General features: G+C 61.5%; 29 protein-coding genes. 24 read left to right on the top strand and 5 right to left on the bottom strand.

Going from position 1 to position 24,810, the window contains the following annotated elements:
• Positions 1–603: 603 nt before the first annotated feature.
• Positions 604–762, bottom strand: a complete 159-nt coding sequence (locus CRO50_RS19840; protein ID WP_009574147.1) for a hypothetical protein — start codon at positions 760–762, stop codon at positions 604–606.
• A 314-nt stretch (positions 763–1,076) separates the two neighbouring features.
• On the opposite strand from CRO50_RS19840, the gene CRO50_RS19095 reads away from it, so the two are divergent.
• Genes CRO50_RS19095 through CRO50_RS19030 form a run of 14 tightly spaced genes read left to right on the top strand, consistent with a single transcriptional unit; the run spans position 1,077 to position 12,348 of the window.
• Positions 1,077–1,403, top strand: a complete 327-nt coding sequence (locus tag CRO50_RS19095) for a hypothetical protein (protein ID WP_010138156.1) — start codon at positions 1,077–1,079, stop codon at positions 1,401–1,403.
• Entirely contained in the window at positions 1,360–2,043 is a 684-nt protein-coding gene (locus CRO50_RS19090) for a lytic transglycosylase domain-containing protein (RefSeq protein ID WP_090063003.1), read from the top strand. Before CRO50_RS19095 ends, CRO50_RS19090 begins: the two co-directional genes overlap by 44 nt.
• The gene (locus CRO50_RS19085; protein WP_054540759.1) at positions 2,040–2,330 is read left to right on the top strand and encodes a TrbC/VirB2 family protein; all 291 of its coding nucleotides are present in this window, start codon (positions 2,040–2,042) and stop codon (positions 2,328–2,330) included. Before CRO50_RS19090 ends, CRO50_RS19085 begins: the two co-directional genes overlap by 4 nt.
• Positions 2,331–2,339: 9 nt before the next feature.
• Positions 2,340–2,618, top strand: a complete 279-nt coding sequence (locus tag CRO50_RS19080) for a VirB3 family type IV secretion system protein (protein WP_009574151.1) — start codon at positions 2,340–2,342, stop codon at positions 2,616–2,618.
• Positions 2,608–4,992, top strand: a complete 2,385-nt coding sequence (locus tag CRO50_RS19075) for a VirB4 family type IV secretion/conjugal transfer ATPase (RefSeq protein ID WP_078572051.1) — start codon at positions 2,608–2,610, stop codon at positions 4,990–4,992. The genes CRO50_RS19080 and CRO50_RS19075 overlap by 11 nt, the downstream gene beginning before the upstream one ends.
• Positions 4,989–5,204 (top strand): hypothetical protein, encoded by a 216-nt coding sequence (locus tag CRO50_RS19070; protein WP_028095514.1) that lies wholly within the window; start codon positions 4,989–4,991, stop codon positions 5,202–5,204. Before CRO50_RS19075 ends, CRO50_RS19070 begins: the two co-directional genes overlap by 4 nt.
• Positions 5,205–5,208: 4 nt before the next feature.
• The gene (locus CRO50_RS19065; RefSeq protein ID WP_090062937.1) at positions 5,209–6,375 is read left to right on the top strand and encodes a lytic transglycosylase domain-containing protein; all 1,167 of its coding nucleotides are present in this window, start codon (positions 5,209–5,211) and stop codon (positions 6,373–6,375) included.
• Complete coding sequence (locus tag CRO50_RS19060; protein ID WP_057796681.1) at positions 6,372–7,169, top strand: type IV secretion system protein; 798 nt, start codon at positions 6,372–6,374, stop codon at positions 7,167–7,169. Before CRO50_RS19065 ends, CRO50_RS19060 begins: the two co-directional genes overlap by 4 nt.
• A 14-nt stretch (positions 7,170–7,183) precedes the next feature.
• Positions 7,184–7,831, top strand: coding sequence for a VirB8 family type IV secretion system protein (locus CRO50_RS19055; RefSeq protein WP_090062939.1), 648 nt, complete (start codon positions 7,184–7,186; stop codon positions 7,829–7,831).
• Positions 7,828–8,529, top strand: a complete 702-nt coding sequence (locus CRO50_RS19050; protein ID WP_149884459.1) for a TrbG/VirB9 family P-type conjugative transfer protein — start codon at positions 7,828–7,830, stop codon at positions 8,527–8,529. Before CRO50_RS19055 ends, CRO50_RS19050 begins: the two co-directional genes overlap by 4 nt.
• Positions 8,526–9,851 (top strand): TraB/TrbI/VirB10 family type IV secretion system protein, encoded by a 1,326-nt coding sequence (locus tag CRO50_RS19045; protein WP_090062942.1) that lies wholly within the window; start codon positions 8,526–8,528, stop codon positions 9,849–9,851. The genes CRO50_RS19050 and CRO50_RS19045 overlap by 4 nt, the downstream gene beginning before the upstream one ends.
• Before the next feature lies 1 nt (position 9,852).
• Positions 9,853–10,887, top strand: coding sequence for an ATPase, T2SS/T4P/T4SS family (locus tag CRO50_RS19040; RefSeq protein ID WP_090062945.1), 1,035 nt, complete (start codon positions 9,853–9,855; stop codon positions 10,885–10,887).
• Positions 10,888–10,903: 16 nt separating this feature from the next.
• Positions 10,904–11,323: a hypothetical protein gene (locus CRO50_RS19035; RefSeq protein WP_078572064.1), complete on the top strand. Its 420-nt coding sequence runs from the start codon at positions 10,904–10,906 to the stop codon at positions 11,321–11,323.
• Entirely contained in the window at positions 11,323–12,348 is a 1,026-nt protein-coding gene (locus CRO50_RS19030) for a TrbL/VirB6 family protein (RefSeq protein ID WP_097147516.1), read from the top strand. Before CRO50_RS19035 ends, CRO50_RS19030 begins: the two co-directional genes overlap by 1 nt.
• Before the next feature lie 114 nt (positions 12,349–12,462).
• Here CRO50_RS19030 and CRO50_RS19025 read toward each other — a convergent pair whose 3' ends face one another.
• Entirely contained in the window at positions 12,463–12,876 is a 414-nt protein-coding gene (locus CRO50_RS19025; protein WP_153218054.1) for a MerR family transcriptional regulator, read from the bottom strand.
• A 76-nt stretch (positions 12,877–12,952) separates the two neighbouring features.
• On the opposite strand from CRO50_RS19025, the gene CRO50_RS19020 reads away from it, so the two are divergent.
• The 8 genes from CRO50_RS19020 to CRO50_RS18995 are packed head-to-tail and all read left to right on the top strand — an operon-like array spanning position 12,953 to position 17,667.
• Positions 12,953–13,360, top strand: a complete 408-nt coding sequence (locus tag CRO50_RS19020; RefSeq protein ID WP_007803565.1) for a mercuric transporter MerT family protein — start codon at positions 12,953–12,955, stop codon at positions 13,358–13,360.
• A gap of 15 nt (positions 13,361–13,375) precedes the next feature.
• On the top strand, positions 13,376–13,678 hold the full coding sequence (locus CRO50_RS19015; RefSeq protein ID WP_040545980.1) for a heavy-metal-associated domain-containing protein: 303 nt from the start codon (positions 13,376–13,378) through the stop codon (positions 13,676–13,678).
• A gap of 30 nt (positions 13,679–13,708) precedes the next feature.
• Positions 13,709–13,960 (top strand): hypothetical protein, encoded by a 252-nt coding sequence (locus tag CRO50_RS20020; protein ID WP_072629817.1) that lies wholly within the window; start codon positions 13,709–13,711, stop codon positions 13,958–13,960.
• A complete protein-coding gene (merF, locus tag CRO50_RS19010) occupies positions 13,957–14,343 on the top strand; it encodes a mercury resistance system transport protein MerF (RefSeq protein ID WP_007803570.1) in 387 nt (128 codons plus the stop codon). Before CRO50_RS20020 ends, merF begins: the two co-directional genes overlap by 4 nt.
• Positions 14,340–14,477, top strand: coding sequence for a hypothetical protein (locus tag CRO50_RS20270; RefSeq protein ID WP_007803572.1), 138 nt, complete (start codon positions 14,340–14,342; stop codon positions 14,475–14,477). Before merF ends, CRO50_RS20270 begins: the two co-directional genes overlap by 4 nt.
• 1 nt (position 14,478) lies before the next feature.
• Entirely contained in the window at positions 14,479–15,909 is a 1,431-nt protein-coding gene (gene merA / locus CRO50_RS19005; protein ID WP_040545982.1) for a mercury(II) reductase, read from the top strand.
• Between the two features lie 22 nt (positions 15,910–15,931).
• Positions 15,932–17,284: a dihydrolipoyl dehydrogenase family protein gene (locus CRO50_RS19000; protein WP_007803574.1), complete on the top strand. Its 1,353-nt coding sequence runs from the start codon at positions 15,932–15,934 to the stop codon at positions 17,282–17,284.
• 56 nt (positions 17,285–17,340) lie between these two features.
• Positions 17,341–17,667 (top strand): YnfA family protein, encoded by a 327-nt coding sequence (locus CRO50_RS18995; RefSeq protein WP_040546036.1) that lies wholly within the window; start codon positions 17,341–17,343, stop codon positions 17,665–17,667.
• A gap of 225 nt (positions 17,668–17,892) precedes the next feature.
• Here the strand turns inward: CRO50_RS18995 and CRO50_RS18990 are convergent, their stop codons facing one another.
• Genes CRO50_RS18990 through mobC form a run of 3 tightly spaced genes read right to left on the bottom strand, consistent with a single transcriptional unit; the run spans position 17,893 to position 22,739 of the window.
• Positions 17,893–19,848: a type IV secretory system conjugative DNA transfer family protein gene (locus CRO50_RS18990; RefSeq protein ID WP_097147515.1), complete on the bottom strand. Its 1,956-nt coding sequence runs from the start codon at positions 19,846–19,848 to the stop codon at positions 17,893–17,895.
• Positions 19,841–22,189 carry a relaxase/mobilization nuclease domain-containing protein gene (locus tag CRO50_RS18985; protein ID WP_097147514.1) on the bottom strand — a complete coding sequence of 783 codons (2,349 nt, stop codon included), beginning with the start codon at positions 22,187–22,189 and terminating at the stop codon, positions 19,841–19,843. Before CRO50_RS18985 ends, CRO50_RS18990 begins: the two co-directional genes overlap by 8 nt.
• Positions 22,176–22,739 (bottom strand): plasmid mobilization relaxosome protein MobC, encoded by a 564-nt coding sequence (mobC, locus tag CRO50_RS18980; protein WP_007803319.1) that lies wholly within the window; start codon positions 22,737–22,739, stop codon positions 22,176–22,178. The genes CRO50_RS18985 and mobC overlap by 14 nt, the downstream gene beginning before the upstream one ends.
• 576 nt (positions 22,740–23,315) lie before the next feature.
• On the opposite strand from mobC, the gene CRO50_RS18975 reads away from it, so the two are divergent.
• Positions 23,316–24,035, top strand: coding sequence for a ParA family protein (locus CRO50_RS18975; protein ID WP_007803318.1), 720 nt, complete (start codon positions 23,316–23,318; stop codon positions 24,033–24,035).
• A gap of 10 nt (positions 24,036–24,045) precedes the next feature.
• Entirely contained in the window at positions 24,046–24,687 is a 642-nt protein-coding gene (locus CRO50_RS18970; RefSeq protein WP_040545943.1) for a hypothetical protein, read from the top strand.
• Positions 24,688–24,810: the final 123 nt, after the last annotated feature.

The raw sequence follows: 24,810 nt of genomic DNA, 5'->3' as shown, positions 1-24,810 counted from the left end.
GCTACAGGTGCATCAGGCGCGAGGAGGGCGCCGCAAACCTTCGGGTGTGGCCGAACGGACTAGGGACGCAATATCCCAGGACCGGAGGGAAACATTAGCGGACTGCTTTGTGCAACTTTCGGCACCTACGAAGTCACCGACCACGCAGATATGTGACGCACAGTGGTCTGCTCCATGGTCGATATCTGCAGCCGGAATGTCCGTTTCATGATGGTGGCGCTCGTTTGAAGACTCCTGAGCGACTTGTTCAACAGAGCACGAAACCATGGCTGATGCATTGGACGGCATCAGGGTCACTGCCACCAATATGGAGGCAATCTGGAGTATCCCAAAAACGGCCCGAATCCTGTACATCATTTTTGAAGCTGTATTGCTGAAACAAAATGTCGGCAAGTCACCAAAACGTGTGGGCAAATTTTTCATACATTCTTCGTAGAAGTTTGAAAAAACTGCTGAAATCCTAATCGATCAATGAATGTGCGAGCGTAGATGTCGCAAGCGGTGACGACATGATCGCCCGCTTGAAAAACATCATTGCGTTGGAGACTGACGGAGCGTTGGTCTAACGGTTGATTTCTACTGGCGGCACAAACCCGTAGTCGCTTACTCGAGAGCATTCAGGAACCTAGCGTAGTCATCACTGACCTCCCTCGCCTCAACAAAGGCGCGAGCGCGCTCGGCGTCGAGACAACGGAAGTAGTCCTGCACATCGGCAATGTAGGCCTCGAAATCGCTTCTGATCAGATCGGCGTAGGCACGCATGTCGTCTTGCGACTGAGGCAAGAACGGTCGTTCGGGAGGTACGCAATCTGCTGCTGCGGCTATCGGCATGCTTCCAAGCAGGAACGCGAACAGCAACGGTGCGTTGCGCGCAATAAACAGCCGCAGGGCAAAACTCCTTTGCCGCCTTTAAGATTATCATTCTGTCGGCTATCACCGTTATCGGAGCAAGGCGAACTTCGTCAACACGTTATTATTGTCTTGCTATCATTAATGTTGTTTTGTATCGCTCACGGTGTTGCGACCCCGTGGGCCTGATACTGCACCCAGGCAGAACAAGGACCCAAGGGAAGGCCATGATAGAAGAAGCCCCGAATGTGGTTACAGAAGACGGACTGCGCGGCTTGCTCGCCGAGGGCTACCTCATTGAGGTGGTCTGCAAGGAGAGAGCAGAGAAGCGCCATAACAGCTGGTACGGCTCGTGGGTCATCCGCGCCGTCGCCACTGATGGGCGTGACGATAAGATGCTCGTCACCAGCCGAAGCGTCCTCAAGCTCCGCGACTTCAAAACCATCGTTGGCCTTGTCAGTTTCCTGGCCGACATGGGCTGTACGACCGCTAGCATCCCACTTGAAGAAGGTGGCCGCGAACGCCACGCCGCGCCTCCGGTCAAAGGCAGCTGACCGCGCGACTGCGCTCGTCGTTGCTTTGGGTACAGGCGTTTGTTCCGCGCCCCCGGCCCTGGCCGACGGTTTCATCTTTTCGGTTGGCCCAGACGGCCAATTGATTTCCACTTCTCAAGAGGCAAACGGGCGCCTTTTTCTCTTCGCAGAACCTCGCGTTCCTGGCGCCACTGTCGAGACAGCGATCCCGGCCCGATCTGCCGCCGGCGCCACCCCAGAAATCCTCCATGCGATCGAGACCACGGCTCTACGGTATGCCGGGCATGGTGCGCTGCGTCGCGCGGGGCTTTCCGTCACTGATTGGGCGCTCCTTTACCGCGCCAACATTGAAGTCGAGAGCGCATACAATCCGGCTGCACGTAGCCCTGTCGGGGCTATAGGCCTCGGGCAGCTTATGCCGGATACCGCCCGCGACCTCGGCGTGGACCCACATGACATTGCGCAGAATCTCGACGGATCAGCCCGCTACCTGCTGATGATGCTCGACCAGTTCGGCGAGGGCTCTCTGGCCCTTGCGGCATACAACGCTGGTCCGGAGGCGGTCACACGCCACGGCGGCATTCCCCCTTTTCGCGAAACCCAAGGGCATGTGGCCCGTGTGACTGCCGTGTTTGAGCGGCTCAGAGGAGATCTTTCATGACATCGAGACCTTCGATCGTCGCGCTCGGCGCGATGGCCCTTATCGTGCTGGCGGGTCCAGCGCTTGCACAGAGCATCGACCTCTCGCCGGTACAGACCCTGCTTCAAGGAATTGTCGATGCGATCACCGGTCCCTTGGGGATCGTGATTGGCACGCTCGCACTGATCGGGGTGTTCCTTTCCTGGCTCTTTGGCATCCTCGACTTTCGTCAGGCGCTCTGGGTCGTGGTTGCAATCGCGGGCATCGCCGCAGCACCCACCATCGTCGCCGCCATCTGGACCACCTGAGCTCTATCCATGGCTGACCAGTCCCGCGTGTTCATCGGTCTTCTCAGGCCACCCAAGCTGATGGGCTTGCCGATCATGTACGCCATGGTCTGGCTCTTCGGCTCGACGCTTCTATTCCTCTGGGTGCAGAGCTGGGTGGTGGCTGTGTTCGCGGGGCTGGCCTGGCCGGCGCTTTGGAAAGCCGCAGACTGGGATCCGAATTTCCTCGATGTCCTGGTGATCACCCTGCAGGAAACCCCGCCGACCACGAACCGCAAGCTGCACGGAGGCGACAGCTATGCCCCGTGATGGAATTGCCGATGCGGTTGAGAACGCCATCGATCCGCTGACCGCGCTACCCGCATGGGTCAAGGGCGAGAAGCGGCTCTCAATGATGCTGCCCTATGTGAGCCTCGTGAACGACCGAACGATCCGGACACGCGGCAACGAGCTGATGCAATGCATCCGGCTCGAGGGGGTGAACAGCATCACGAGCGAGGACGGGCATCTCGACCGGATCGGAGGGTTGCTGGCTGGCATCGTGGCGCAGGTCGGGACCGAGTTCTCATTCTACCTGCACAAGGTCTCGAAAGCGGTCGATGTGACCCTGCCGCCCATTCCGGGCGAGGGGTTCGCTGCTGCCATCGACAAACGATGGCACGCGCATCTCGGCCGCGCGGGCTTGCGCGACAAGACGCTGACCCTGACCGTGCTGAAGCGCCCCGAGGTGAGCAGCCGCTTGCCGTTCGGACTTGGGGCGTCTCGCTCGCGACATGCGGCCGACACCACCCGCCGCTTGCGCAAGCTCGACGAGGTTGTGGGCTTTCTGCTGTCCTCCTTCGATGAGCTGAAGCCCCGCCTTCTGGCCGCAAGCACCGGCGAGCTTCTGGGCTTCCTCGGTTCACTCAACACGGGCGAGGAGCACCCGCTCTTCCCCCGGTCGCGCCTCGGTGTGATCGCCGAGGACGTAGCCAATACGCGCGTCACCTTCCGCGGCACGACCATCGCACTCTCGGACGGTGCCGTCGGCGACAAGCTCGGGGCGATCTTTGCGGTGAAGAACTACCCGGCCAAGACCGATAGCCTGATGCTCGACGAGTTGAATCTGCCCGTCGACATGGTGGTCACGCACTCTTTTGTGCCGATCAACGCCAACATTATGGCGGGCCGGATCAAGCGGCAGCTGCGGCTAATGCAGGCCGCCAATGACGGAGCCGTCAGTCTCGCCCAGGAACTGGAACTCGCGCAGGACGATCTGGAATCCAAACGCCTGATCTTCGGCGAGCACCACATGACCGTAGCTGTCTATGCGCGATCCCAGGCCGCCCTCGACGACATCGCGGCCGAAATCCGCAACATCTCCGCCACCTCCGGGATCAACCTGATCTCGGAAGCCTTCGGGGCGCGGGCGCATTTCATGGCGCAGCATCCCGGGAACACAGGGGCGCGCAGCCGCAAGGCCGCAATCACGAACCACAACTTCGCCGATCTCGCTACCTTCCACCGCACCCCGCTCGGAAAGACAGGGCGGGAAGTCCCCTGGGGCGTGCCGATCACGCTCTTTCCGACACCCGAGCGCAGTGGTTTTCGCTTCAACTTCCACGAACAGGGCGCGCCGGATCGCGAGCCCACGGGAGGCCACACGCTGATCCTCGGCCGTCCCGGCTCCGGCAAATCCGTCCTGGCGGCTTTCCTGATGACCATGGCACGGCGGGCAGGTGCGCGGGTCTTCGTATTCGACTATCGCGCGGGCATGGAGATGGCCGTCCGCGCGCTCGGCGGCAGCTATTCGACCGTGCGGGCGGGGCGCCCCACGGGCCTCAATCCGCTCCAGACCGAGATCGACGTGCGGGGCCAGGCATGGCTTGCTGATTGGCTCGCGAGCCTCTTGGAGCGGCGCGATCGACCGCTAACCCCGGTTCAGACCAACCGACTGCAGGAAGTCGTGCGCCAGAACGCCAGCGCAGGACATGCGGGTCTACGGAACTGGTCGGATTTCGCCTCGCTGCTGGTCTCGACCGATGACGAGGGCGATCTCTTCGAGCGTATGCAGGAATGGACGGCCGAGGGTCGCTACGGCTGGATCTTCGGGGCCAATGCCGAGGACAGTTTCAGCATCGATGGAGACGTCGCGGGCTTTGACCTCACCGGCATCCTCGATTCCGAGAGCGAGCGGGAACGCATGGCGGTCCTGTCCTACCTCTTCCGCCGGGTCGAGCGGGTGATCGAGGACCGCAAGCCCACCATCATCGTCATCGACGAGGCATGGAAAGCCCTCGACAACGCCTACTTTGCGGAGCGCCTCAGCAACTGGCTGGTGACCGCCCGCAAGCAGAACGCCGTCGTCGTGATGATGACGCAATATGCCAGCCAGCTCGAGCGCACGCGCACCGGCAAGACCATCGTGGAAGCGGTGCCGACGCAGGTGCTCTTGCCCAACATTCGTGCTTCCGCCGCTGACTACGCGATGCTCGGCCTGACCGAGAAAGAGCTCGACGTGCTTCTGGGCGTCGGCTCGGCCTCGCGGCTCGCGCTTGTACGCGACGACCGTGGTTCCGTCGTGATCGATGCCGATCTCAGCGCGCTCGGCCCGCTCGTGACCATCCTTGGCGGAATGGAGAAGGGCGAAGCGCTTGTCGGCGCCGATTATCGCGAACGTCCTGATTTCTGGAGAGTGACATGACCCGTACCATCATTCGCAGCGTAGTGCTGCTCGGGCTCGGCCTGACCCTGACAGCCTGTGCGCAGCATAACCCCCCGCAAGCCAACTGCTTCAATTTTCGCGAGGCTCCTGCGCAGGCAGGAACCGCCACCGCCACGATCTCGACCATGGGGGCGGAGGTCACGCGCCGCGACACGGCCTGCGATTTCGTCCTCTTGGGGGCGGGCGGCTGAGCCAATGCGGACCTGGCTTCCTCTCTCGATGATCGGCTTTGCACTGGCAGGTCCCACGGCGGGGCCAGCGGTCGCCCAAGGCGTGCCGACCTTCGATCTGCGCCTCTTCGCAGAGCGGCAGGCCATCCTTGAGCAGACCGATCGGGACCTGGCACTGCAGCAGGTCCGGCTAAGCCGAGAGGAGGAACTGGCCGAAATCGAGCGCCAGCAACTCGCCTCCCTCGAAGGGCTGATGGATGCCATGTCGCTTGGCGCTGGAGACGTGGCCGGAACCGTGGCGGGGCTCGAGGCGGGGCAGGGGGCGGTCGACGACGTCGAAAGCGCGGCCGCCAGTCTTTATGCGCCCGAGGACACCAATCCAGCGGCAGCGCGGATGTTCGGCGATGCCAGGGAGGGGATCGAGGAGCTGATCATCCGCGCAGCACGCGACACCCATAGTCTGTCCGGGGTCGGCCGCGCAGGTCTTTCGCTCGTGCAATGGCGCTGTCTCTTGCAGGCGCTGATCTGGCAGGAAAGTCGTTTCCAGATCGGGGCACGCTCACCCGTGGGGGCCTTCGGACTTACCCAGATCATGCCCGGTACCGCGGGCGATCTCGGGATCTACCCGGCCTATTACGACGATCCCTATCTGCAGGTCACCGGCGGTGCGCGATACCTCGCACAAATGCTGAACATGTTCGATGGCAACATTATCCATGCGCTCGCCGCCTATAACGCCGGTCCTGGCAATGTGCAGGATTATGGCGGTGTGCCGCCTTTCGCGGAAACCCAGCACTATGTCGTGGTGATCCCGCAGCAGTACAACAGCTACCTCGCGGCCATGGGCGGCATCGATGCGCTCGGCACCATCGACCCGGTCCTTCTGGCGAATGCGAGTTTCAGCCTCTCGGCCCACGGCGCAGGGGTCTATGGCGACTACTCGCTGGTCTCAGTCCGCGCGGCCGCCCTGCGCGTGCAGGACATCATCACCCGCATTGGCGAGACCGAGGATCTCCACGAGGCCATCGCGCTCAACACCTATGCCCGGGCCGAACAGGCCCGGCTGGTCGCAATCCGGACCCGGATCAAGGCCGCCCGAACCGAGCCACTCAGTGCCGAGCAGATCGCCTTGGCGGCGGCCCAGGCTGCCGAGCGGCAATTCATGGATTTCAGTCAGGAGGATTTGCGTTGAACCTGCGCCTGCCCCGTTCCCTTTTCGCCGGTAGCATTGCTCTCGCGCTCACCCTCAATGTCACCGGACCTGTCGCGGCACAGGGTGTGCCCACGGTGGACACTCAGAACATTGCTCAGGAAATCCGCCAGCTTCAACAGATGCTGCAGGATTTCGGGATCCAGACGGATCTTCTGGACAATGCGTTGGAGCAACTGGACATGCTGCAAAGCCAACTCGATCAGCTGAACGAGATGTATGCCTCGCTCACCGGGCCGCGCAGCATCCTCGGACTTGCCATGGGCGGGGACCTCGACACCTTGCTTGAGGCCAACTTCGAAGACATCCCCGGCCTGATCCGAGGCATCCAGGCGGGCGATTGGAGCGCTCTCATCGGGCCCAATGCCGGGCCCATGCGCACGCAGATGGAACAGGCGCTGGCAAGTGCCGGGTTCGACGAGGATTCTCTCCGCGAAATCGCCACCAGCGGCAATCCGGGCGCTGAAGGCGTGGCCACGCGGGCAACCACAGGTGCTGTGATGTCGGCAGCGGCGCAGAACAGCCACGCAGAGGCGGAACAGTCTCTCGAACGGGTGGAACGTCTGGTCGAGATGATCCCGGACATGGAGGATCTCAAAGCCTCGATGGATCACAACACCCGCGTCACGGCGGAACTCGCCATCGCTATGACCCGGATGTGGGAGCTGGAAGCGATTCAAACCCTAGGCGCAGGCAATGCAGGCGTGGTTGACGCCGCCACCGTTGCCGAAGAACGCCGCTACATGGACTTCACCTTGCCGGACCTTGAGCCATGAGTAGGGCAGGGGTGATGACTGCGCGCGAACTCGTGGAAGAGGAACTTGTCTACGGTGCCCTGCGCCGGGAACAGCTTTGGCGGATGATCGGCCTTTCTGGAGCAGGCTTTGGTGTATTCGGCTGTTTGACAGCTGCGGCTGTCGCGCTGATGGTCGAGACGCCGCCTCCCGTGGTTGTCCCCTACGATCCCGCGACCGGGATGGCGCTCCCCAATGCCACGGTTGAAACCGTGTCGCTCGCCGAACGCCCTGCCGTGATCGAAGCGCAAATCTACCGCTACATTCTCGACCGCGAAACCTACAACCAGCTCGACAACGATCTTCGTGTCCGCCGTGTCCTGGCGCAGTCTTCCGGGTCGGCCGAGGCCAGCATGCGCGAGATGTGGACATCGGGTCAGGAGAACTATCCGCCGACGCGATACGGGGCTGCGGCCGAGATGGCCGTTGAGATCGCATCGATCACCCTTATTGGCGATAACCGCGCCCAGGTCCGGCTCAGAAAGCGCCTGACAAGCCCGCAGGGGGTACAGGATGGATCGTTCACTGCCACGTTGATGTTCGAATTCCGGCCCGAGCGGACCCGCGCGATCGACGATGTCTGGCAAAACCCTTTCGGTTTCACCGTCACCCAATATGCCATCCGATCGGACCGTTCCGAATGACTAGCACTCCAATCTTTACCTTGTTGGCCGCCAGTTTTCTCACGTTCGCGGGATCGACTGCCTTGGCCGAGACCACGCCCCGCCCAGGTTCTCATGACAACCGCGTGCGCGTAGCGACCTGGACTGAAGGCCAGGTTTACCGTGTCGTCACGACTCTGACCCGCGTCACCACGGTCGAATTCGGTGAGGGTGAAACCATCCGCTCGATCATCGCCGGCGATACGGTCGGGTTTCAATTCGACGGTGTCCCGGGTGGCCGTGCCTTCGCCATTAAGCCGACAGCATCTGGCGTCGCCACCAACATCACCGTCTACACCAACCGCCGCTCCTACTACTTCCATGTCGTCGAAGCCCGGGAGACGCCGCATTATGTCGTGCAGTTCCGCTATCCTGAAAACCGCGTGCAACCCACCAGGGCGGTTGCGGCCGATGCGCCGAATGCGAACTATGCGGTCAGCGCCCGAGAAGAGTTCACGCCGACGGCCATCTGGGATGATGGTACCTTCACGTATTTCCGGTTCGCACGGAATGCGCCGGTGCCCGCCATCTTCCGTTATTCGAACGGCAGGGAACGCGCGGTGAACAGCCAAGCCTTGAGTGACGGCGTCATCCGCGTGTCCGGCGTCAACCGACAATGGGTCCTTCGACTTGGCGAAGAGGTGGTTTGCGTCCAGGACGCAGGACAGGCCACATCATGACCGAAGGTACGGAAGACCTCGCCGCGCGCCTCGCGGCTCTCGAAGGCTCGACAGGCAAAGCGAAGGCAAGCAAGCGGCCTGCGCCGCTTGCCGCGATCCTTGGGGTCGTCGGCATCGCGGCAGCAGGCGGTCTGGCATGGGCTGCCCTGCAGCCGTCGGCAGAAGCGCCAATGGCGACCGCCGCGCCGGAAGAGTTCCAGAGCAGCGGCCCCGGATTCGGAGATCTGGCGCTGATTTCTGCCCCGGAGCCCAGCCAAGCCCCGCCTGCGGACACAGGTCCGAGCGAGTCGGAACTCGCGCTGATGGAAAGTCTTGCGACATTGAGAGCGGAACTCGAGGAACTGCGCGCAAGACCGGCCGAGGCCGCGGATAGCGGGGCGGAGCAGGCTATTGCCGACCTGACGGCGCAAATTGCCACCTTACAGGAAGCATCCGCCGAGGCGCAGCGTGCCCTCGAGCGGCAACTGACCGAGCGGGATCGCGAATTGAATCAGCTCCGCATGGACTTGGAGCTTGCACGGCTTGTACCACCAGAGCCGAGCTCATTGGGACCAAGTGAAGAAGAATTGCGGCTGGCCGAACTCGAAAGGCGGCGCGCAGCCGAAGCTGAGGCCCGCGCAGAGCGCATCGCGTCTCCTATGATCGCGTTCTCCGGGATGGGCGCGGGTGCGGATAGGGAGAATACGCTGGAAGCCGCGCGTCTGAATGCAGATGAAGCCTTTGTTCGTTCGGGCGCGCAACCAGCACAGGTGACACGTGCCGAAGTGATCGCGAACCCATCGAACACGGTTGTTCAAGGCACCATGATTCAGGCTGTGACAGAGACGGCCCTCGACAGCACACTGCCCGGCGCGATCCGCGCCATCGTCTCGGAAGACGTCCATTCTTTCGATGGAACGCGTATCCTGATCCCGCGCGGCGCGCGGCTGATCGGGCGCTACCGCTCCGATGTCGCACTTGCCCAATCGCGCGTCATGGTGGCATGGGATCGGATCATCTTGCCCGATAATCAGACCGTGCAGATCAGCGCCTTCGGTGGAGACGAACTCGGCCGTACTGGCACCACCGGGTTTGTCGACACCCGTTTCGCGCAACGCTTCGGCTCCGCCGCGCTGATCTCCTTGATCGGCGCCTTGCCTGCGGCTGCAGCGGGTCAAATCGACAGCGAGGCGGCGGCCGATGTTGCGAGTGATGTCGGCAGCGACCTGCGCGATAGCACGCAAAGCGTGATGCAGGACTATCTGGCGATCCGGCCAGTGATACATGTCGATCAGGGTACACGGATCACGGTCATGGTTGATCGTGACCTCGAGATTTTCTGACATGGCTGCAAGTTATCTGGAAGCGTCGCTCGACCGTTTCGGCCCCGAGGTCCTGCGCGACGACACGATCGAGATCTGCATCAATCCCGACGGACAAGTCTGGGGCGAATTCCAGGGCGACCACTTCATGCGAGGTCTCGGCAGCCCGCTGAGCCCAACCGAGATCAAGGACCTCGGCAACCAGATTGCCTCCGCCGCCTCGACCACACTCAGCACCAAGAAGCCTATCGTCTCGGTCTCGATCCTATATCGAGATCGCCCGATCCGCGCGCAGGTGATCCAGCCGCCGGCAGTCGAGGGCGGGTTTTCGATATCACTGCGGTTTTTCTCCTCCCTGCCGCTAGAGGCGATCCGGCTCGGATTTCTCTATGGCAAGGAGCGCAGCCTCGAAGGCTTGCGCCGCGAACGTAACGCCGCACTGCGCGATGTGGTGACATCCGGCGACATCGGCGCCGCGCTGCGGTTTTGCGTCGAGAACAAGCTCAACATGATCGTCTCGGGTGGCACGTCGACCGGCAAGACGGTTGCGGCGCGCAAGATCCTTTCGCTGATTCCGCCCGAAGAGCGGATCATCACCATCGAGGAGGCGGCCGAGCTGCGCCCCGAGCAGCCCAATGCCGTGACGTTGATCGCGGACCGGGACACGGATGCCCGCAGTGCCGATGTGCTCTTGGCCTCAACGCTTCGCATGCGACCCGACCGGATTGTCCTAGGCGAAGTCCGCGGTCGCGAGGCGATGACGTTTCTCGAGGCAATCAACACCGGCCACGGTGGATCGCTGACTACGCTGCATGCCGAGACCCCACAACTTGCTGTTCGCCGCCTCGCCATCGCCGCCCTGAAAACCGATGTGCCGATGACCTATGCCGACATGATCGATTACATTGAGGGCTCGATCGACGTGATCATTCAGGCAGGCCGCCATGAAGGCGCGCGCGGGATCACCGAGTTCTTCCTCCCGGGTCAAACCACAGATTTGAACCTCGACACGGTCGACGGCAGAGGCAACAAGAGCCCCTCCGTTGCCGCTGAGTAAAAAAGGAACCCCCCAGATGCGAAAACCAATTCTCGCACTCATGCTTGCCGCCTTGGCGGGCCCCCTTGTGGCGCAGACTTCGCCTCCGATCTCAAACGATCTCACGGTCGATATGTCGCCTCAAAAGTACCGGATTTGCAACGATCGTCCGGCGCGCCCGACCTGGATGGACGAAATCAATCCGCGGGAAGCCTACAAGGCAGCAGCTTTGATGGAATTGTACGAAATTCGGGCCTGGGAGGAGATCGCTGAATCTGGCGACTGCGGCTGTGAAACCCGCTTTCCCGCTTGGGGTAGCTCCGATGGCGAGTATCATGAAAGGTATGCAGGCCTTAGCCAAGCCGAGCATTCAGCGTTTCGCCGCGACTGGATTGAAGTAAGGAAGCAACTCGAGCCGAGCGTGCGTACAATCTGCGAAGCTCAAGGCAACTGGTAATGGGCGTCGTCAGCTGGATGGTCGGAACGGCAGACGCGTTCCTTGTCGATGCGGCTGAGTCCCAGTTCGGGGCCGTGGCAAGCAATACCGGCACGATCGTCCTGCTGATGGTCAAGCTTTCGCTAATCGGCGTCTGCATCAACATGGCATTCCAGTTCCGCAGCATGGATGGGGCCAGCTTCTTCTGGTACCTGATCAAGCTGATGCTGATAGGGCTCTTCGCCTTCAACTGGGCAAACTTCAATGCAGTAGCGAACGCCGTCATTGGAGGCTTGGACTACGTCGCTGGCGCGCTGGTGTCTTCGGTTGGCGGCGGAGGAGCCGGAGCCACACACTTTGCCGGCGAATTCGACATCCTGATCGAAAAATTCAGCCAGTACCTGAATGCCATCGGCAGCAATTTGAACTGGATGACGGGCGCGATCCTAGGCGGCATCGGGCTTATTCTTTTGAGCCTCCTTGGCTTCATGACCGGCATCGTCCTCATATTCGCCAAGATGATGCTGACCCTCATGCTCGGCCTTGCTCCGATCATGATCGCTCTGTCGCTCTTCGACGCGACCAAGGATTTCTTCCATAGGTGGGTCTCGACGACGGTCAGCTATGCCTTCTACCCCATCGTCATCGCAGCAATGTTTTCGACCGTCGTCGGCATGGCGAATTCGCTTCTCGCGCAGCTCGGTGATCCAAACTCGGCAACCAACATCGGATCGCTCGTGCCGTTCTTCGTCATGGTGTTCCTAGCCAAGGGCTTCGTCGCTGCAACGCCCCTGATTGTGCGGGGGATCTCTGGGAACCTGATGGTAGCCGCAGCGCCCGCTGTGGTCGCTGGATCGACCGGGATCATGCGGGGGATCTTCAATACCGACGGCGTGAAGGGCCGGGCGCGGATCGGTGCGCTCACGACAAGCGAAGTAATCGGACGAGGCGCGGTGCAGACGCCTGCCGCTGTGCGGAGCGCCGCGGCAACGACAAGCGCGCAGGTGGTCAGAATGGCGGAACGAGCAAAACGTTTGCGAGAGTAGAAAGGAGAAAGCAGCCTTTCGCCGCACTGTGCATGAACTCACACAATGCGGGACTTTTCGGGCTTTCGCTGCGCCGTTCACGAAGGTCCGTTGCCCCCTCTTCTTCAGGGTGGACTAAGCATCGAGTAACGCATCGATCACCGCGCATTCTGGGGCAGCATCGCCGGTGCATCGCGCAACAGTGTCCGACAGGACGCGCTCGATGCGCTGCAGATCGGCAATCTTGGCCTGAACGTCAGTCAGATGATCTTCGGCGATGATCTGCACCTCGGCGCATGTCCGGGATCGGTCATCGACCAGCCCAAGCAGCCCGCGAACCTCTTCGAGAGAAAAGCCTAGATCGCGGGACCGCATGACGAATTTCAGCCGCTTGACGTGGGCATCGTCGTAGCTTCGGTAGCCCTTCGTACTGCGCGGCGGGTCCGGCATGATCCCGATTTTCTCGTAATAGCGAATGGTTTCCAGGTTGCAGCCCGTTGCGCGGGCCAAATCGCCCCGCCGAATTGATCTCACGCTTGTGTTACTCATTGTGCCGAAAAATCCCTTGAGCCTGTATCAACTACAGACCCTAGAACGGTGGAAACATCTGTTCAAGGAAGATTCGATGGAACAACATTTGGCGGAACTTCCGCAATCTCAGTCGCAGAAAATTGGCGACGAAACCACCAAGGGATGGGGCGTGACCGGCCTCGGCGTCCTCGGTGCGCTGGCGATGACTTCTTGCTGCATCCTTCCATTGGTGCTGGTCAGCTTTGGCGTGACAGGCGTGTTCATCGCGCAGCTCGGGGCGCTCTATGCCTACAAATGGTACACCTTCGCGCTGAGCGCCGCGTTTTTGGGATACGGCTTCTACAAGGCTTACAAGCCTGTAGATGCCGAGGCCTGTGCCGATGGCACCTGCGCCCGCCCCATCGACCGCCGCATCATGCGCGCAACCCTCTGGGCCGCTTCCGCGATTGTCGCTGTCGCCATGATCTTTCCCTACATCACCCCCTTCATCCTGAAATTCTGAACGAGGACCATGACCATGAAGCATCTCCTGTTATCCGCCCTGGCCATCGTCGCACTCTCGACCCCGGCCCTCGCTGAAGAGCGCCAGGTCGAGATCGCCGTCAGCGAACTGACATGCCCGTCCTGTTCGTTCATTGTTGCCAGCTCGATGCGCGGTGTTCCGTCGGTCGAGATCGCCGCATTCGAGGACGGCCCCGAATACGGGCAGGGTGTTTACAGCGTGACCTACGATGACGCCGAAACTTCCATCGAAAGCATCATCGGCGCGGTGACGGCCAATGGCTATCCGGCGCAGGTGCTGCCCGACACAGCCTCCTGAGCCGCCTGCAATGCGTGACAATCTCCTGCAATGCGTGACAATCTGATGGGTGGCCTGCTGGCCTTCGGAATAGCAGCTCCGGTCGTGGTCGTCTGCTGCGGCGGCGGAACTGCCGTGCTTGCAGCGTTGTTCGGCGGCGTTGGGGCTTGGCTCTCTGGAATGAGTGGCATTGCCGTGCTGGTTTTGGCGGGTCTGACCTACCTGATCGTCCGCGCACTGCGTCGTTCGCAAATGAAACGCGCCTCCGGCCCCGACCCATCACAGAGAAAGACGGCTCCTTGACTGACACACCTGAAAATTCCGACCGTCTGCTGAAATGGGGGCTTGGCGGTGCGCTCTTCGCCGCGCTCTGCTGCTTTACACCGCTTCTGGTCGTCATCGTCGCTGGCGTCGGATTGTCGGCCCTCACGGGCTGGCTCGATTACGCCCTGTTCCCGCTGCTGTTTTTCAGCCTCGCCGTGGTGGCACAGGCCCTTTGGCTGCGCGCTGGCAAACCGGGACCGGCCCCGAAACTTTGGGCCACCGGCCTCGCGGTGGCCCTGTCGATCCTGATCATTCTTCTCGAATTCAGGTTCGCAATACGGATCACAATCGGCGTTTTCGCCGCCACAGCACTCTACGCGGTTCTCCTGAACCGTGCGCAAAAGAAAGGATCGCTCTTATGATGATGGGATGTTGCACCGCCACCGGCATGGTCTTCGGCCTCCTCGGCATGTTGACACCGCTGATCGCCATCGGCGCGGTCATATATCTGCTCGCCGCCAGACCAAAAGACCCCGAACATGGCGAGGCGCGCTGAGATGAAAGACCTGAACAAAACCGACGATGAACAGGGCGGCTATGACCTGATCGTTCTTGGGGCCGGATCGGCGGGGTTCTCCGCCGCAATTACCGGCGCGGATGCCGGAAAGCGTGTCGCCCTCGTAGGACATGGCACCATCGGCGGAACTTGCGTCAACGTGGGATGCGTGCCCTCCAAGGCGATGATCCGTGCGGCAGAGGCCGTGCACTGTGCGGGGGCTGCCAAGCGGTTCCCCGGCCTGTCGGGACGGGCACAAGTGGATGATTGGCAGACGCTCGTTCAGTCCAAGGACGATCTGGTCACGACCCTGCGCCAGAAGAAATACGCGGACCTTCTGCCGGAATATGAGGATGTCGATTACATCGACGCCGGTCCCGCGCGGCTGATCGAAGGTGGCGTGACAGTCGGTGAGCGAACCCTGAAAGCACCGAGGACCATCATCGCCACGGGCGGGCGTCCCGTTCTGCCGACCATCGACGGCATCGAGGAAATCGGCGCGCTCAACAGCACCAGTCTTCTGGAACTCGAAGTACTGCCGAAAAGCCTGATCTTCATCGGCGCGGGCTACATCGGCGCGGAGCTGGCCCAGATGATGAGCCGCATGGGCGTGAAGGTCACGCTTGTCGCCCGTTCGCATCTGTTGCCCGGCGCGGAACCAGAGGTCTCGGAGGCATTGGCGGCGGCGTTCGAGGCCGAAGGCATCACTCTTCTGACCGGGTTAAGCTACGACACTGTGCGCCGCGACGACGCGGGCGTGACACTGCGCGTGATCCAGAACGGAAAGCCTGTCGAAGTGACGGCGGATCACCTCGTTTCGACCGCTGGCAGGCGGGCCAATACCAAAGATATGGGCCTGGACGCAATCGGCGTGGAAACCGACGCGCGTGGGTCCATCGTCGTCGGCGAGGACATGCAGACATCGGTGCGCGGCATCTATGCCGCAGGCGATGTGACCGACCGCGACCAGTTCGTCTATATGGCGGCCTATGGTGCAAAGCTCGCGGCCAAAAATGCGGTTCTCGGCGAAGACCATCGCTACGACAACGCCGCGATGCCCTGGGTGGTGTTTTCCGACCCGCAGGTCGCGGGCGTCGGTCTCGGTGAAGCCCAGGCGCGGGACGCGGGCCTCGACGTCAAGACGTCCATCGTACCGCTCGATCAGGTGCCGCGCGCACTGGCCGCACGCGACACGCGCGGATTGATCAAGCTGGTGGCGGACAGAAAGTCCGACCGGCTGCTTGGCGGCCAGATCATCGCGCCCGAGGGGTCCGATACGATCCAGACCCTCGTTATGGCGCTGAAGTTTGGCATGACCACAAAGGCGCTCGGGGAGACGATCTTCCCCTATCTGACGACCGTGGAAGGGCTGAAGCTGGCGGCGCAAACCTTCGATATGGACGTGGCAAAGTTGAGCTGCTGCGCCGGATGAAGATCAGGACAAGGACCGGAGAATGAATGAAGACTACGACCTGATCGTCATCGGGGCGGGCATGGCGGGCGTGGCCGCGGCCAACAAATGTGGCGCGGCAGGATGGCGTGTCGCCATTGTCGATGCGCTGCCCTACGGCGGCACCTGCGCATTGCGCGGCTGCGATCCAAAGAAAATCCTGCGGCGCGGTGCGGAAATCATGGACGCGGCACGGCTCATGCAGGGCAAGGGGATCGATCCCGGTGATCTGTCGATCAACTGGGCCGATCTGATGGCACACAAGCGTGGCTTCACCGATCCCGTGCCGGACAAGATGGAAAAGGGCCTGTCGGGCAACGGCGTCGAAACCCTGCATGGAGCCGCGCGGTTCACGGGAAGCAACACGCTGGAGGTCGATGGAACGGCATATCAGTCGGAACGGTTCCTCGTGGCCGCCGGTGCCATGCCCAGGCCGCTGAGCTTCACAGGGGCCGATCTCGTGATCGACAGCACGGATTTCCTCAACCTGGAGGCCCTTCCCAATCGGGTTCTTTTTATCGGTGGCGGCTTCGTGTCCTTCGAGTTTGCGCATATCGCCGCACGGGCCGGAGCCAACCCGATCATCGTGGATCGTGGCGCCCGGCCCTTACGCGGCTTCGATCCCGATCTGGTCGAAATGCTGATCGACCGCAGCGGCGGTATCGGCGTGGACCTGATGCGCGAAACCGAAATCGTGTCGGTCTCGGAAGCCAGTAGAGCATTCACTGTCGAGGTGAAGTCGGGCGATGAAACCCGAACAATCGAAACCGATCTGGTCGTGCATGGCGCGGGCCGTGTGGCAGCCCTGGCCGATCTGAATCTTGAGGCGGCTGGTGTTGATTACAGCGACAAGGGCATCGTTGTAGCCCCGCATCTGCAAAGCACGACGAACAGCGCGGTCTTTGCCGCCGGAGATTGCGCCGACACCGATGGCATGCCGCTGACGCCAGTCGCAGTGATCGAAGGGAAGGTCGCGGCCTCCAACATGCTCAAAGACACTCAGACCGCACCGGATTATGCCGGTATTCCTACAGCCGTCTTCACAGTCCCGGAAGTGGCGCGTGTCGGTATGTTGGAAAGTGAGGCAAGGGACGCCGGGTATGATGTCGATGTTCGGTTCACCGACACTGGCGATTGGTATTCGAACTACCGGATCGGCGAGACCTCTGCTGCCGCGAAGGTCCTCGTGGACAAGTCGAACGGCAAGATCCTCGGCGCGCACCTGTTCGGCCCGGAATACGGCGAACTGATCAATTTCTTCGGGCTGGCAATCAAGCTGGGCCTGGCGGCCAAGCAACTTAAGTCGATGACGGCGGCCTATCCAAGTGTTGGATCGGATTTGGGCTCGCTTCTCTGAATTTGAAAGATTTTTCGCAATAGACCCGATCCTCCTCGGAACGTATGTCTGGCCCGATGAAGACGGTTCTTATCTACTTCGCCGCTGCGCTGGCCGAAATTGCCGGATGCTTTGCTTTCTGGGCCTGGTTTCGGCTGGACAAGAGCGTGTTTTGGTTGGCACCGGGCATGCTGTCCCTTGCCGCTTTCGCCTGGCTACTGGCGCTCAGCCCCGCCGATCAGGCGGGCCGCGCCTATGCAGTCTACGGTGGCGTTTACATCGTATCGTCCCTGCTGTGGCTATGGGGCGTAGAAGGGCATCGCCCGGATCAATGGGATGTAGTTGGAGCGGTCATTTGCCTTGTCGGTGCGGGTATTATTCTCTGGGCACCGCGCAGTATTTGAGAGGCAGCCGCAGACGGGGTGAAGCGCTGAATCGTTCGATTAGATCGCCTTTTGGTTCACGCGTTCCGACAACTCGGCGCTGCTTTCCCTCCGCATCGCGGCTGCGATCAAGCAGGTTTTCTACCGCCCTCGAAAGCAGCGATACATCCTTTACGCAGCATCGGTCAAAGTGGGCTCTTCAGTTACATTCGCCGCGAGGAGAATGAACGTCAACTCCTGCGAAACTCATCCGTGCTCCGCGATGATAGCTCTCGTTGTCTGAACTGCCGAAGCAAGCGTTGTCCGGTCTGTGTTCGTGATACCTAGGCCCTCAACATCAAGCGACAGTTGACCTTGGCCACCTCCGCTTGCAGCAGCACGAGCCGCGCGGCCGCGGGCCTTCGCTGCGCTGACAGGGTCAGTTTTCGATGCGTTAGGCACATTGTGGCCGACTTCCCGCGGTCCCGCAGCCGCCCGCACTTCCTGCAGTTCTTGCTTCAACCTCTCCACCGTTTCCCGGGTCTCAGACATCTGCCGATCCCGCCGCAGGCCGTCCTCGTCCGGATATGGGAAGCTTCCCGATTGACAGGCGTGCAGAACCTTCAACGCCGGGTCCTCGAAATACTTCACCCTTCTCGCGCGGATAGGCATCTGCGCGTCGATCACAAGGATGACCTCATCGAGATCCATGCGTCGGGCCTCATCCTCTGTCAGGAGCGGGGTATCCTCGGTTCGCTCTGAGACGCTGCGCCCTTCGAACGGATTGCGGCCAACAGCGCGGGAGCGGGTCACCACACGCTTGGTGGTCTTGCCGACGGCCTGGCTCAACTCCTCGATCGTCTTCTGCTCTGACGGGGTGAGGTAGAGCTTCACACCCGCGCCGCCTTGAAGCGACCTGCGGGTATTCTCGCCATAGATTTCGTCCAGCGCAGGGATGGTCTGGGTGACGATGGCGAGGTTGCCGCCGAAGGAGCGCAGAGTTTTGATGCTCTCAGCGACGATCGGCATTTTGCCGAGCCGGTCGAACTCGTCGAGCATGATCATCACCGGCCAGGGCTCGTCATCGCCGGGTTCCCGCGCCTGCAGCGAGGCAATCAGGTCCGAGAAGAAGAGGCGGATCAGCGGGGCAAGCGGGCGGATCATCTCGGATTCGACCACAAGATAGATCGCATGTGGGCGGCGACGGATATCCCGGAAGGAGAAGTCAGAGGTCGCGGTGGCCGCGTCGATCGCGCGGTTGTCCCAGGTGTCGAGGCCCGAGGTCATCAGGAGGGAGAGGTAGGAAGTGAGGGTGTCGTTGTTGGTCGATGCCATACGCTCGAAGATCAGTTTGGCCGACTTGTTCTTCACCTCCTGCGAACGCTTCAGGTATTCCTTCTGCTTGTCGCCCCCCGAGGCTGTGATGCGGTAAATCTCGCCGATGGTCGGAACGCCGCGCTCGAAGGCCAGAAGACCGGCCGCTACGAAGAGGTCGATACCCCCGGCTAAAAGCCCGCTCAGCTTTTCATTGTCGGTCTGCAGAAAGAGCTTCGCGGTGAGTTTCAGCTCCATCTGCTGCCGGTCGGGGTTGGTCATGGCAGCAATGCGCGCCAGCGGATTATAGCGATGTGTCGGTCGGTCCCAGTCGGTCGGCGCGAAGCGGAAAACCTTGTCCCCCATGCTGGCGCGGAAGCGCGAGGTCTCGCGGAAGTTCTCGCCTTTCACGTCGAGCACCACGGCGGAGCCCTTGTAGGTCAGCAGGTTCGGGATCACGAACCCCACGCCCTTGCCCCGGCCTGTAGGCGCCACGATCAGCGCGTGGGGGAAGGTTTTTGAGACTAGGAACGGGCGCTTGGATTTCGGGGAGCCGAGCTTGCCCAGAAGGAAGCCGCCGCCGGGCTTGGCAAAGAAACCGTTCCTCTTCATCTCGCTGCGAGTCTGCCAATGCGTCGTCCCGAAGCGGGTCAATGCATCCCCCAGAAGCGTGACGCTCAGCATCAACGATGTGAGGGCGAAGCCGCCCAGGATGAGGTTCACCCAGAGGAAGTCTTTCGGTGCAGACTGAGACAGACCCCGATATTCGCGGGCAAGCAGGGTGACGTCGAAACGCGAGGGAGAAAGCCCATAGCGGAACATGACAAAGCCGGTCGCCACGACATAGCCCATGGCGAGACCGACCAGCACGAGGCTCAAAACTCCTAGGGCAATCTTGCCTTTATCCATGGGTGATCCCCTTCTCGCCATCTGCCGAAGCGTGGCGTGCGCGCTGCGCCTCTATCTGTTCTTCCGCCAATGCATCGAGAACGCGCTCCATCGCCGGGCCGTGCGCAGTGACCTCGCTGCTCTGGAGATAGGTTCTAGCGAGTTCCAGCTGGCGGAGCGGATCCTCAGTGAACTTATCGAGGACTTCTGCGTTTCCGACCCGCAGCGCGTCGATTGCGTCGGGGCTTAGCCGTTCGTTGACCTGCCGGACGATGTCATGTCGCTCTGCCTCGGAGAGCGGGCCCTCGACGTCGGCGTTTCGCACAAAGGCCATGACGGTTGGCGCTGTCTCTTCCAGATACCGGCGCTCGGCGTAGTCTTGTCGCGCCTGGTCCTCGATCTCGAAACTGCGCTCGCTGATATAGGCCCGCGACGCGCCGAGCGAACGAAGGTGATTGATTTCGTCCTGGACCGCCTGCCCGAATTCATCATCCGGCATCTCCGTGCGATAGCGGGCGAGGGTGCGGACTTCTTCGGTGATCGGACCGAGATGATCCGAGGGATCCCGCAAGGCGAGGTCCATGTCGCCAGCATGCAGCGTGCGGTCCTGCTCAGATACCGCATATTGCTGCGGCATTCGACTGTCAGTCGCCTGGTCCCAAGCCATCGAGGCCAGTTCAGCATGCTGCGGCGATTTCTGCGCGTAGGCGTCGAACGCGGCGCGGGCCTCTTCAACCTCCACGGCACCTGCCCGCCGGACGGACGGGTCGTCGGAGAACGGATGATCGAAATCCGTCCGATGGAACTGCGCCACCAGCGCCCTGAACGCCTGCCGTTCCGATGGGGCAAAGATGTCGGACCCATCTTGCGCGAGATCACTCCCAGGTGTCGTCAACCGCTCACCAAGCGCTGCCTCAGCGTCATCCGCCTCGTCGACCTCGGTTGGCGCGCGCAGGACGCGTACATCGGTCAAAACATCGCCCAACCGAACATGCAAGGCTTCCAGCCGGTTGAGCGCTTCTTCCCGGTCCGCAGATTTCTCCAGATCGAGGTCGCTTGCTTTGGCAATCCCCTGCAGATCCTGTGCCAGCCACTGGCGCTCCAATGCGGCATTGCCTGCCCCCTCCCGCAGGCGCGCGGCCACAGCCTCGGCATCGATGCCCGTGCCTTGCAACGCCTCGGCCAGCTTTGGCGCCACCTCTCCATCGTCAAGACGCGCGAGGTGTTCTTCACTTAAGTTCGGCCTTGCATAGATGCCGTCCCGGGATGGGGCATCGACCAGGGCGGCGGAGCGATCCCCGAGCGGGTTCAAATGCGCGACCGAGGCCAGAACGTCGGTCAGCTTGCGCTCGATCACCGGCCTCTCGGCCGCCGGCGCCCTGTCGATCGCCGCCTCGATCTGGCGAATGTTCTGAGAAAACTCGGTGATCAGCGTGTCGAACGCTGCTTCGTCTTGGGACATGTAGATGGCTCCGTCAGATTGAATCTGACCGCCACTGGCAAGGATGGTGCTGGCCCTCTCGAGCGCCTCGGACACGTCTTCGAAATTCGAACGGGACGCATCCGCCGCGAGCCCGCGATAGATCAAAGCGTTGTGCCGGACGGTTTCCAGAGCGGCCGCCAGGTCAGCACCGGTTCTCTGGCGCTCGACTGGGGGACGGCCTTCGTCACGAGCCTTGTAGATTTCATCGATCTCGGCGCGGTAGGTCGTGACGCCGCGATCCAGACGACGCGTCGCCTCAAGGCGGATCCCATGAACCCGGGCCGCCTCGACCATCGCCTCGCGAAAGGCGTCGTAGTTGAAGTGATGATCCTTCCCGAGAAAGAACATTTCGCCATCCTTGCTGCGGCGGTTCAGAACGATATGCGCATGTGGATGCGCGCGATCTTGGTGTATTGCAGCAATATAGTCGAATTGCGACCCCTCACCTTGAAAGAACTTCTCGCAGACCGCCTGGGTGATATCGCGCACCTCTTCACCCCTGGTCCCAACCGGGAATGCCATCAGCAGATGCGACGTATGGCCAAGCTTGGGGCTGTAGCGCTCGTTCCACTGGTTCTCGAACCGCCGCGCCACGCGGTTGATCTCGGCTTCCGAGAGCTGCTTCTTCCCGTCATGGGTGCCGCGGCTGTCGAGGATATGGGTCGACTTCGTCGTGAGATATGTGAGCTGCGCCCGTAACTGCACCCCGGTGTGGCAGCCCCCTTTCGAGATAGCCTTGAAGATCGCTGGCGAATAGCCGCGCGCGGCCCGAACCATCTGCGCGCCCTTGGAAAGCCCCTGCCAGGATCCCGAAACTCGGCTCCAGCCGCGGTCAAATAGCGCCGGGTCGATGCCACGGACCCGGTCACTCCGCGCCATTCTCATTCCTCTCGGCGAGGCCCGCCAGGGCAGAGCTGATCTCAAGGTCCAGCACGCTGCGCCGCGCACGCGACATCTCCTGGACCTGGTCGGCCAGATCGAAGACCAGACCCGCAAGGGCGCGGACGTCACGGTGACTTGAGGCCGGGTAGGACAGTCTCTCGCCCCGCACCTTGGCCTCGTTCAGACGTCGCGCGATCTGGTTCACGTTGTTGCCGACCCGGTTGAGCGCGGCGCCGAGGTTGCGCAACTCGTCACACATCTCGTCGTCGGGCAGGAAAACACCTTCGGCCGCCAGCATCAGGCGGCGCATGGCATCCGAGCGGTGCGCAATCCCGCGCCGCGACAGCGCCGCGTCGAACCGGCGCAGGTCGTCGTCCGAGACCCGGATCCCCACAACCCGCGATCGGCTGCCGTTCGCTGTCTGACGCTCATCCCAGTGGTTCACCACGTTGTAGATCGTCTTCAGGCTGACATCGTAGCGGGCTGCCAACGACACCGCGGAGACGCCGTTCCGGCGCTCTTGGGAGATGGTCGATCGTTCGATCACTGACAGTCTGCGGCGGCGGGGCATTTTGAAGTTAACGTTCCTATTTCTTGCCAACTTCGTACAAGCCCGCCGACTCCCAACGCAAGTGGAGTCGACCATAAGGGCTTGTACTCAATGTAGAAAATCGCCCTGCAGGGGCGATTTTCCGTCCTTTGTCAAATGGATCGCGCGTCGCGCTCATTGCACCACGCGATGCGGTCTCCGCATCGCGCATCGCGTCTTTCGCGCCCCGTCTCTTGCACCCCGCAAGACGGGTTTTGCTGCGTGCTAACCGGCTCGCGTCACCCGCAGAACGACATACGCGAGACTGCCTCCCGTCGTCTGGAGCGCGCTAACCGTCACCTGCATTCTGTCCGAAGCGCATCGCCAAGCGTATCCCGACACTTGGAGGGTGTGTGATGCCCCGCGGCGAATGCTGATGGCGCCACGGCAGACGTCGCACGGTCATCGCACAACGCCGCCCGCTGCATGCCAAACGCGGGTCGCATCCCGACTTCTGCTTGACCCCTCCGCCTCATGCGTTTAGCGACATTTGGGTATTATCGTTGCGATTCACTATTTTTGCGGAGGATCAGAATGCCGAACGAAAATCTTGTGGTGATCGCAGCGATGGCCCGGAAAGGGGGCAGTGGAAAAACGACGCTTTCGCGCGCCTTGATCAGCGCCGCGATCGCCGCCGGACGCAGAGTGATGTTGATCGACACGGACAGCACGAGAGTACTCGGTGCCTGGCATGCTCGGGCGGAAACCGGTGGGCTGAGTTCGCCGCTTCTCTGCTCGGTCACCGTCGAAAGCGTGGCGGGTGTCGAGGATCAGATCAATCAGGTCTACATGGCAGGCACGGCAGACTTCATCTTCATCGATACCGCAGGGGTCGGTGCCGAATGGTCAGACGGCATTGCGGTGCTTGCGGACCACATCGTGACGCCCGTCATGCTGTCGACGTCTGATTTCGATGTCGGAGCGCAGACTTCTGATTGGTTTGAGAAACTGAAATCCCGTGTTGACGACCCCTCCAGCCTTCCGCGCCACCACGTCGTCCTCAACATGGTCGACCCGAAAACGACCCGTGCTGACGCCGCCCTGATTGAAGAAGCGCTCACCCGTTTTCCGGTGATTGAGACCGTCATGATGCGACGAAACACTTACAAGGAGATGGATCAGAAGGGGCTTCTCCACGCCTTGGCGCTGGAAAAGCAATCCGATCCGAACCCCCTTATGCGTCCACATGTACGTCATGTCGTCGAGGCGCTTGAGGAGGCGACGGACATTCTCAACAACATTCTTGCTGCGTGAGGACAGTCGATTGCGCAAGAAGATCCCGACCATCACTAGGCCCGACCCAGCCTACGCCGCCACCCTGCAACAGGGTGACCGCGAGGTTCCCGAGAAGGAGGAAGAGGTACAGGTCACAGCAACAAAGACAGGCACCCCAGTCGCTGACGTTGGCGCTGATCGGCACGAGTCAGAGCGTGCGCCGAAAAGTGCCGTGGCGCCGCACCAAGTCACCGCGGAAAGCTCTGACCCGCATACCAGCCTGAGAGCTCCCGTTTCGGCACGAGCTTTGAGCCCGACCCGGAAGATCGACATCAGGGTCAACGCACTCGAACGACAGGAAGCAGCGCTGGAAACTTGTGGTGTTGAGCCGGCACATGTGGTGCGTGCCGCCCTGCGCCGTGCAGTCAAAGGCTGGCAACTGTCGCCGGTCTTCGCGCCAATTGCTGAGGAGCGGCGCACTCGAAACACGCAGTGGCAGGCCCGGACATCACTGGCAGTCGATGCGGCCAGCCTGGGTATGCTCCTTCGGGACCACGACCCCCTCGACGTCTTGAGTAAATGGGCTCTGATCCGCGGCCAAGTGGAACCACGCATATGGGGCGAGATCGACAAAATCTTGGAAGAAATTGCCGTTCGCGCTGCATCGCCGCATGAGCAGCACACACCGTAAGAGATCTATCTGAAAAGATAACTTGCATTTCGCCGGTGGATTTTCGCCCACCGGCGGAAGCTCGCCTTGCAGTTGCGGAAAGCGTGGCGCTAATGAGCGTCATAGGGAATTTCAGACCTCAGC

Origin of the sequence: Pseudooceanicola antarcticus (genome assembly GCF_900215355.1) — a bacterium.
In the GTDB taxonomy this organism is placed as follows: Bacteria; Pseudomonadota; Alphaproteobacteria; order Rhodobacterales; family Rhodobacteraceae; genus Pseudooceanicola; species Pseudooceanicola antarcticus.
This window is presented reverse-complemented; position numbering and strand designations above follow the sequence as displayed.

Coding starts and splice junctions, on each gene's coding strand:
- CRO50_RS19840 (WP_009574147.1), bottom strand. CDS start 762: ATGCGTGCCTACGCCGATCTGATCAGAAGCGATTTCGAGGCCTACATT.
- CRO50_RS19095 (WP_010138156.1), top strand. CDS start 1,077: ATGATAGAAGAAGCCCCGAATGTGGTTACAGAAGACGGACTGCGCGGC.
- CRO50_RS19085 (WP_054540759.1), top strand. CDS start 2,040: ATGACATCGAGACCTTCGATCGTCGCGCTCGGCGCGATGGCCCTTATC.
- CRO50_RS19080 (WP_009574151.1), top strand. CDS start 2,340: ATGGCTGACCAGTCCCGCGTGTTCATCGGTCTTCTCAGGCCACCCAAG.
- CRO50_RS19075 (WP_078572051.1), top strand. CDS start 2,608: ATGCCCCGTGATGGAATTGCCGATGCGGTTGAGAACGCCATCGATCCG.
- CRO50_RS19070 (WP_028095514.1), top strand. CDS start 4,989: ATGACCCGTACCATCATTCGCAGCGTAGTGCTGCTCGGGCTCGGCCTG.
- CRO50_RS19065 (WP_090062937.1), top strand. CDS start 5,209: ATGCGGACCTGGCTTCCTCTCTCGATGATCGGCTTTGCACTGGCAGGT.
- CRO50_RS19055 (WP_090062939.1), top strand. CDS start 7,184: ATGACTGCGCGCGAACTCGTGGAAGAGGAACTTGTCTACGGTGCCCTG.
- CRO50_RS19050 (WP_149884459.1), top strand. CDS start 7,828: ATGACTAGCACTCCAATCTTTACCTTGTTGGCCGCCAGTTTTCTCACG.
- CRO50_RS19045 (WP_090062942.1), top strand. CDS start 8,526: ATGACCGAAGGTACGGAAGACCTCGCCGCGCGCCTCGCGGCTCTCGAA.
- CRO50_RS19040 (WP_090062945.1), top strand. CDS start 9,853: ATGGCTGCAAGTTATCTGGAAGCGTCGCTCGACCGTTTCGGCCCCGAG.
- CRO50_RS19035 (WP_078572064.1), top strand. CDS start 10,904: ATGCGAAAACCAATTCTCGCACTCATGCTTGCCGCCTTGGCGGGCCCC.
- CRO50_RS19030 (WP_097147516.1), top strand. CDS start 11,323: ATGGGCGTCGTCAGCTGGATGGTCGGAACGGCAGACGCGTTCCTTGTC.
- CRO50_RS19025 (WP_153218054.1), bottom strand. CDS start 12,876: ATGAGTAACACAAGCGTGAGATCAATTCGGCGGGGCGATTTGGCCCGC.
- CRO50_RS19020 (WP_007803565.1), top strand. CDS start 12,953: ATGGAACAACATTTGGCGGAACTTCCGCAATCTCAGTCGCAGAAAATT.
- CRO50_RS19015 (WP_040545980.1), top strand. CDS start 13,376: ATGAAGCATCTCCTGTTATCCGCCCTGGCCATCGTCGCACTCTCGACC.
- CRO50_RS20020 (WP_072629817.1), top strand. CDS start 13,709: ATGCGTGACAATCTGATGGGTGGCCTGCTGGCCTTCGGAATAGCAGCT.
- CRO50_RS20270 (WP_007803572.1), top strand. CDS start 14,340: ATGATGATGGGATGTTGCACCGCCACCGGCATGGTCTTCGGCCTCCTC.
- merA (WP_040545982.1), top strand. CDS start 14,479: ATGAAAGACCTGAACAAAACCGACGATGAACAGGGCGGCTATGACCTG.
- CRO50_RS19000 (WP_007803574.1), top strand. CDS start 15,932: ATGAATGAAGACTACGACCTGATCGTCATCGGGGCGGGCATGGCGGGC.
- CRO50_RS18995 (WP_040546036.1), top strand. CDS start 17,341: ATGAAGACGGTTCTTATCTACTTCGCCGCTGCGCTGGCCGAAATTGCC.
- CRO50_RS18990 (WP_097147515.1), bottom strand. CDS start 19,848: ATGGATAAAGGCAAGATTGCCCTAGGAGTTTTGAGCCTCGTGCTGGTC.
- CRO50_RS18985 (WP_097147514.1), bottom strand. CDS start 22,189: ATGGCGCGGAGTGACCGGGTCCGTGGCATCGACCCGGCGCTATTTGAC.
- CRO50_RS18975 (WP_007803318.1), top strand. CDS start 23,316: ATGCCGAACGAAAATCTTGTGGTGATCGCAGCGATGGCCCGGAAAGGG.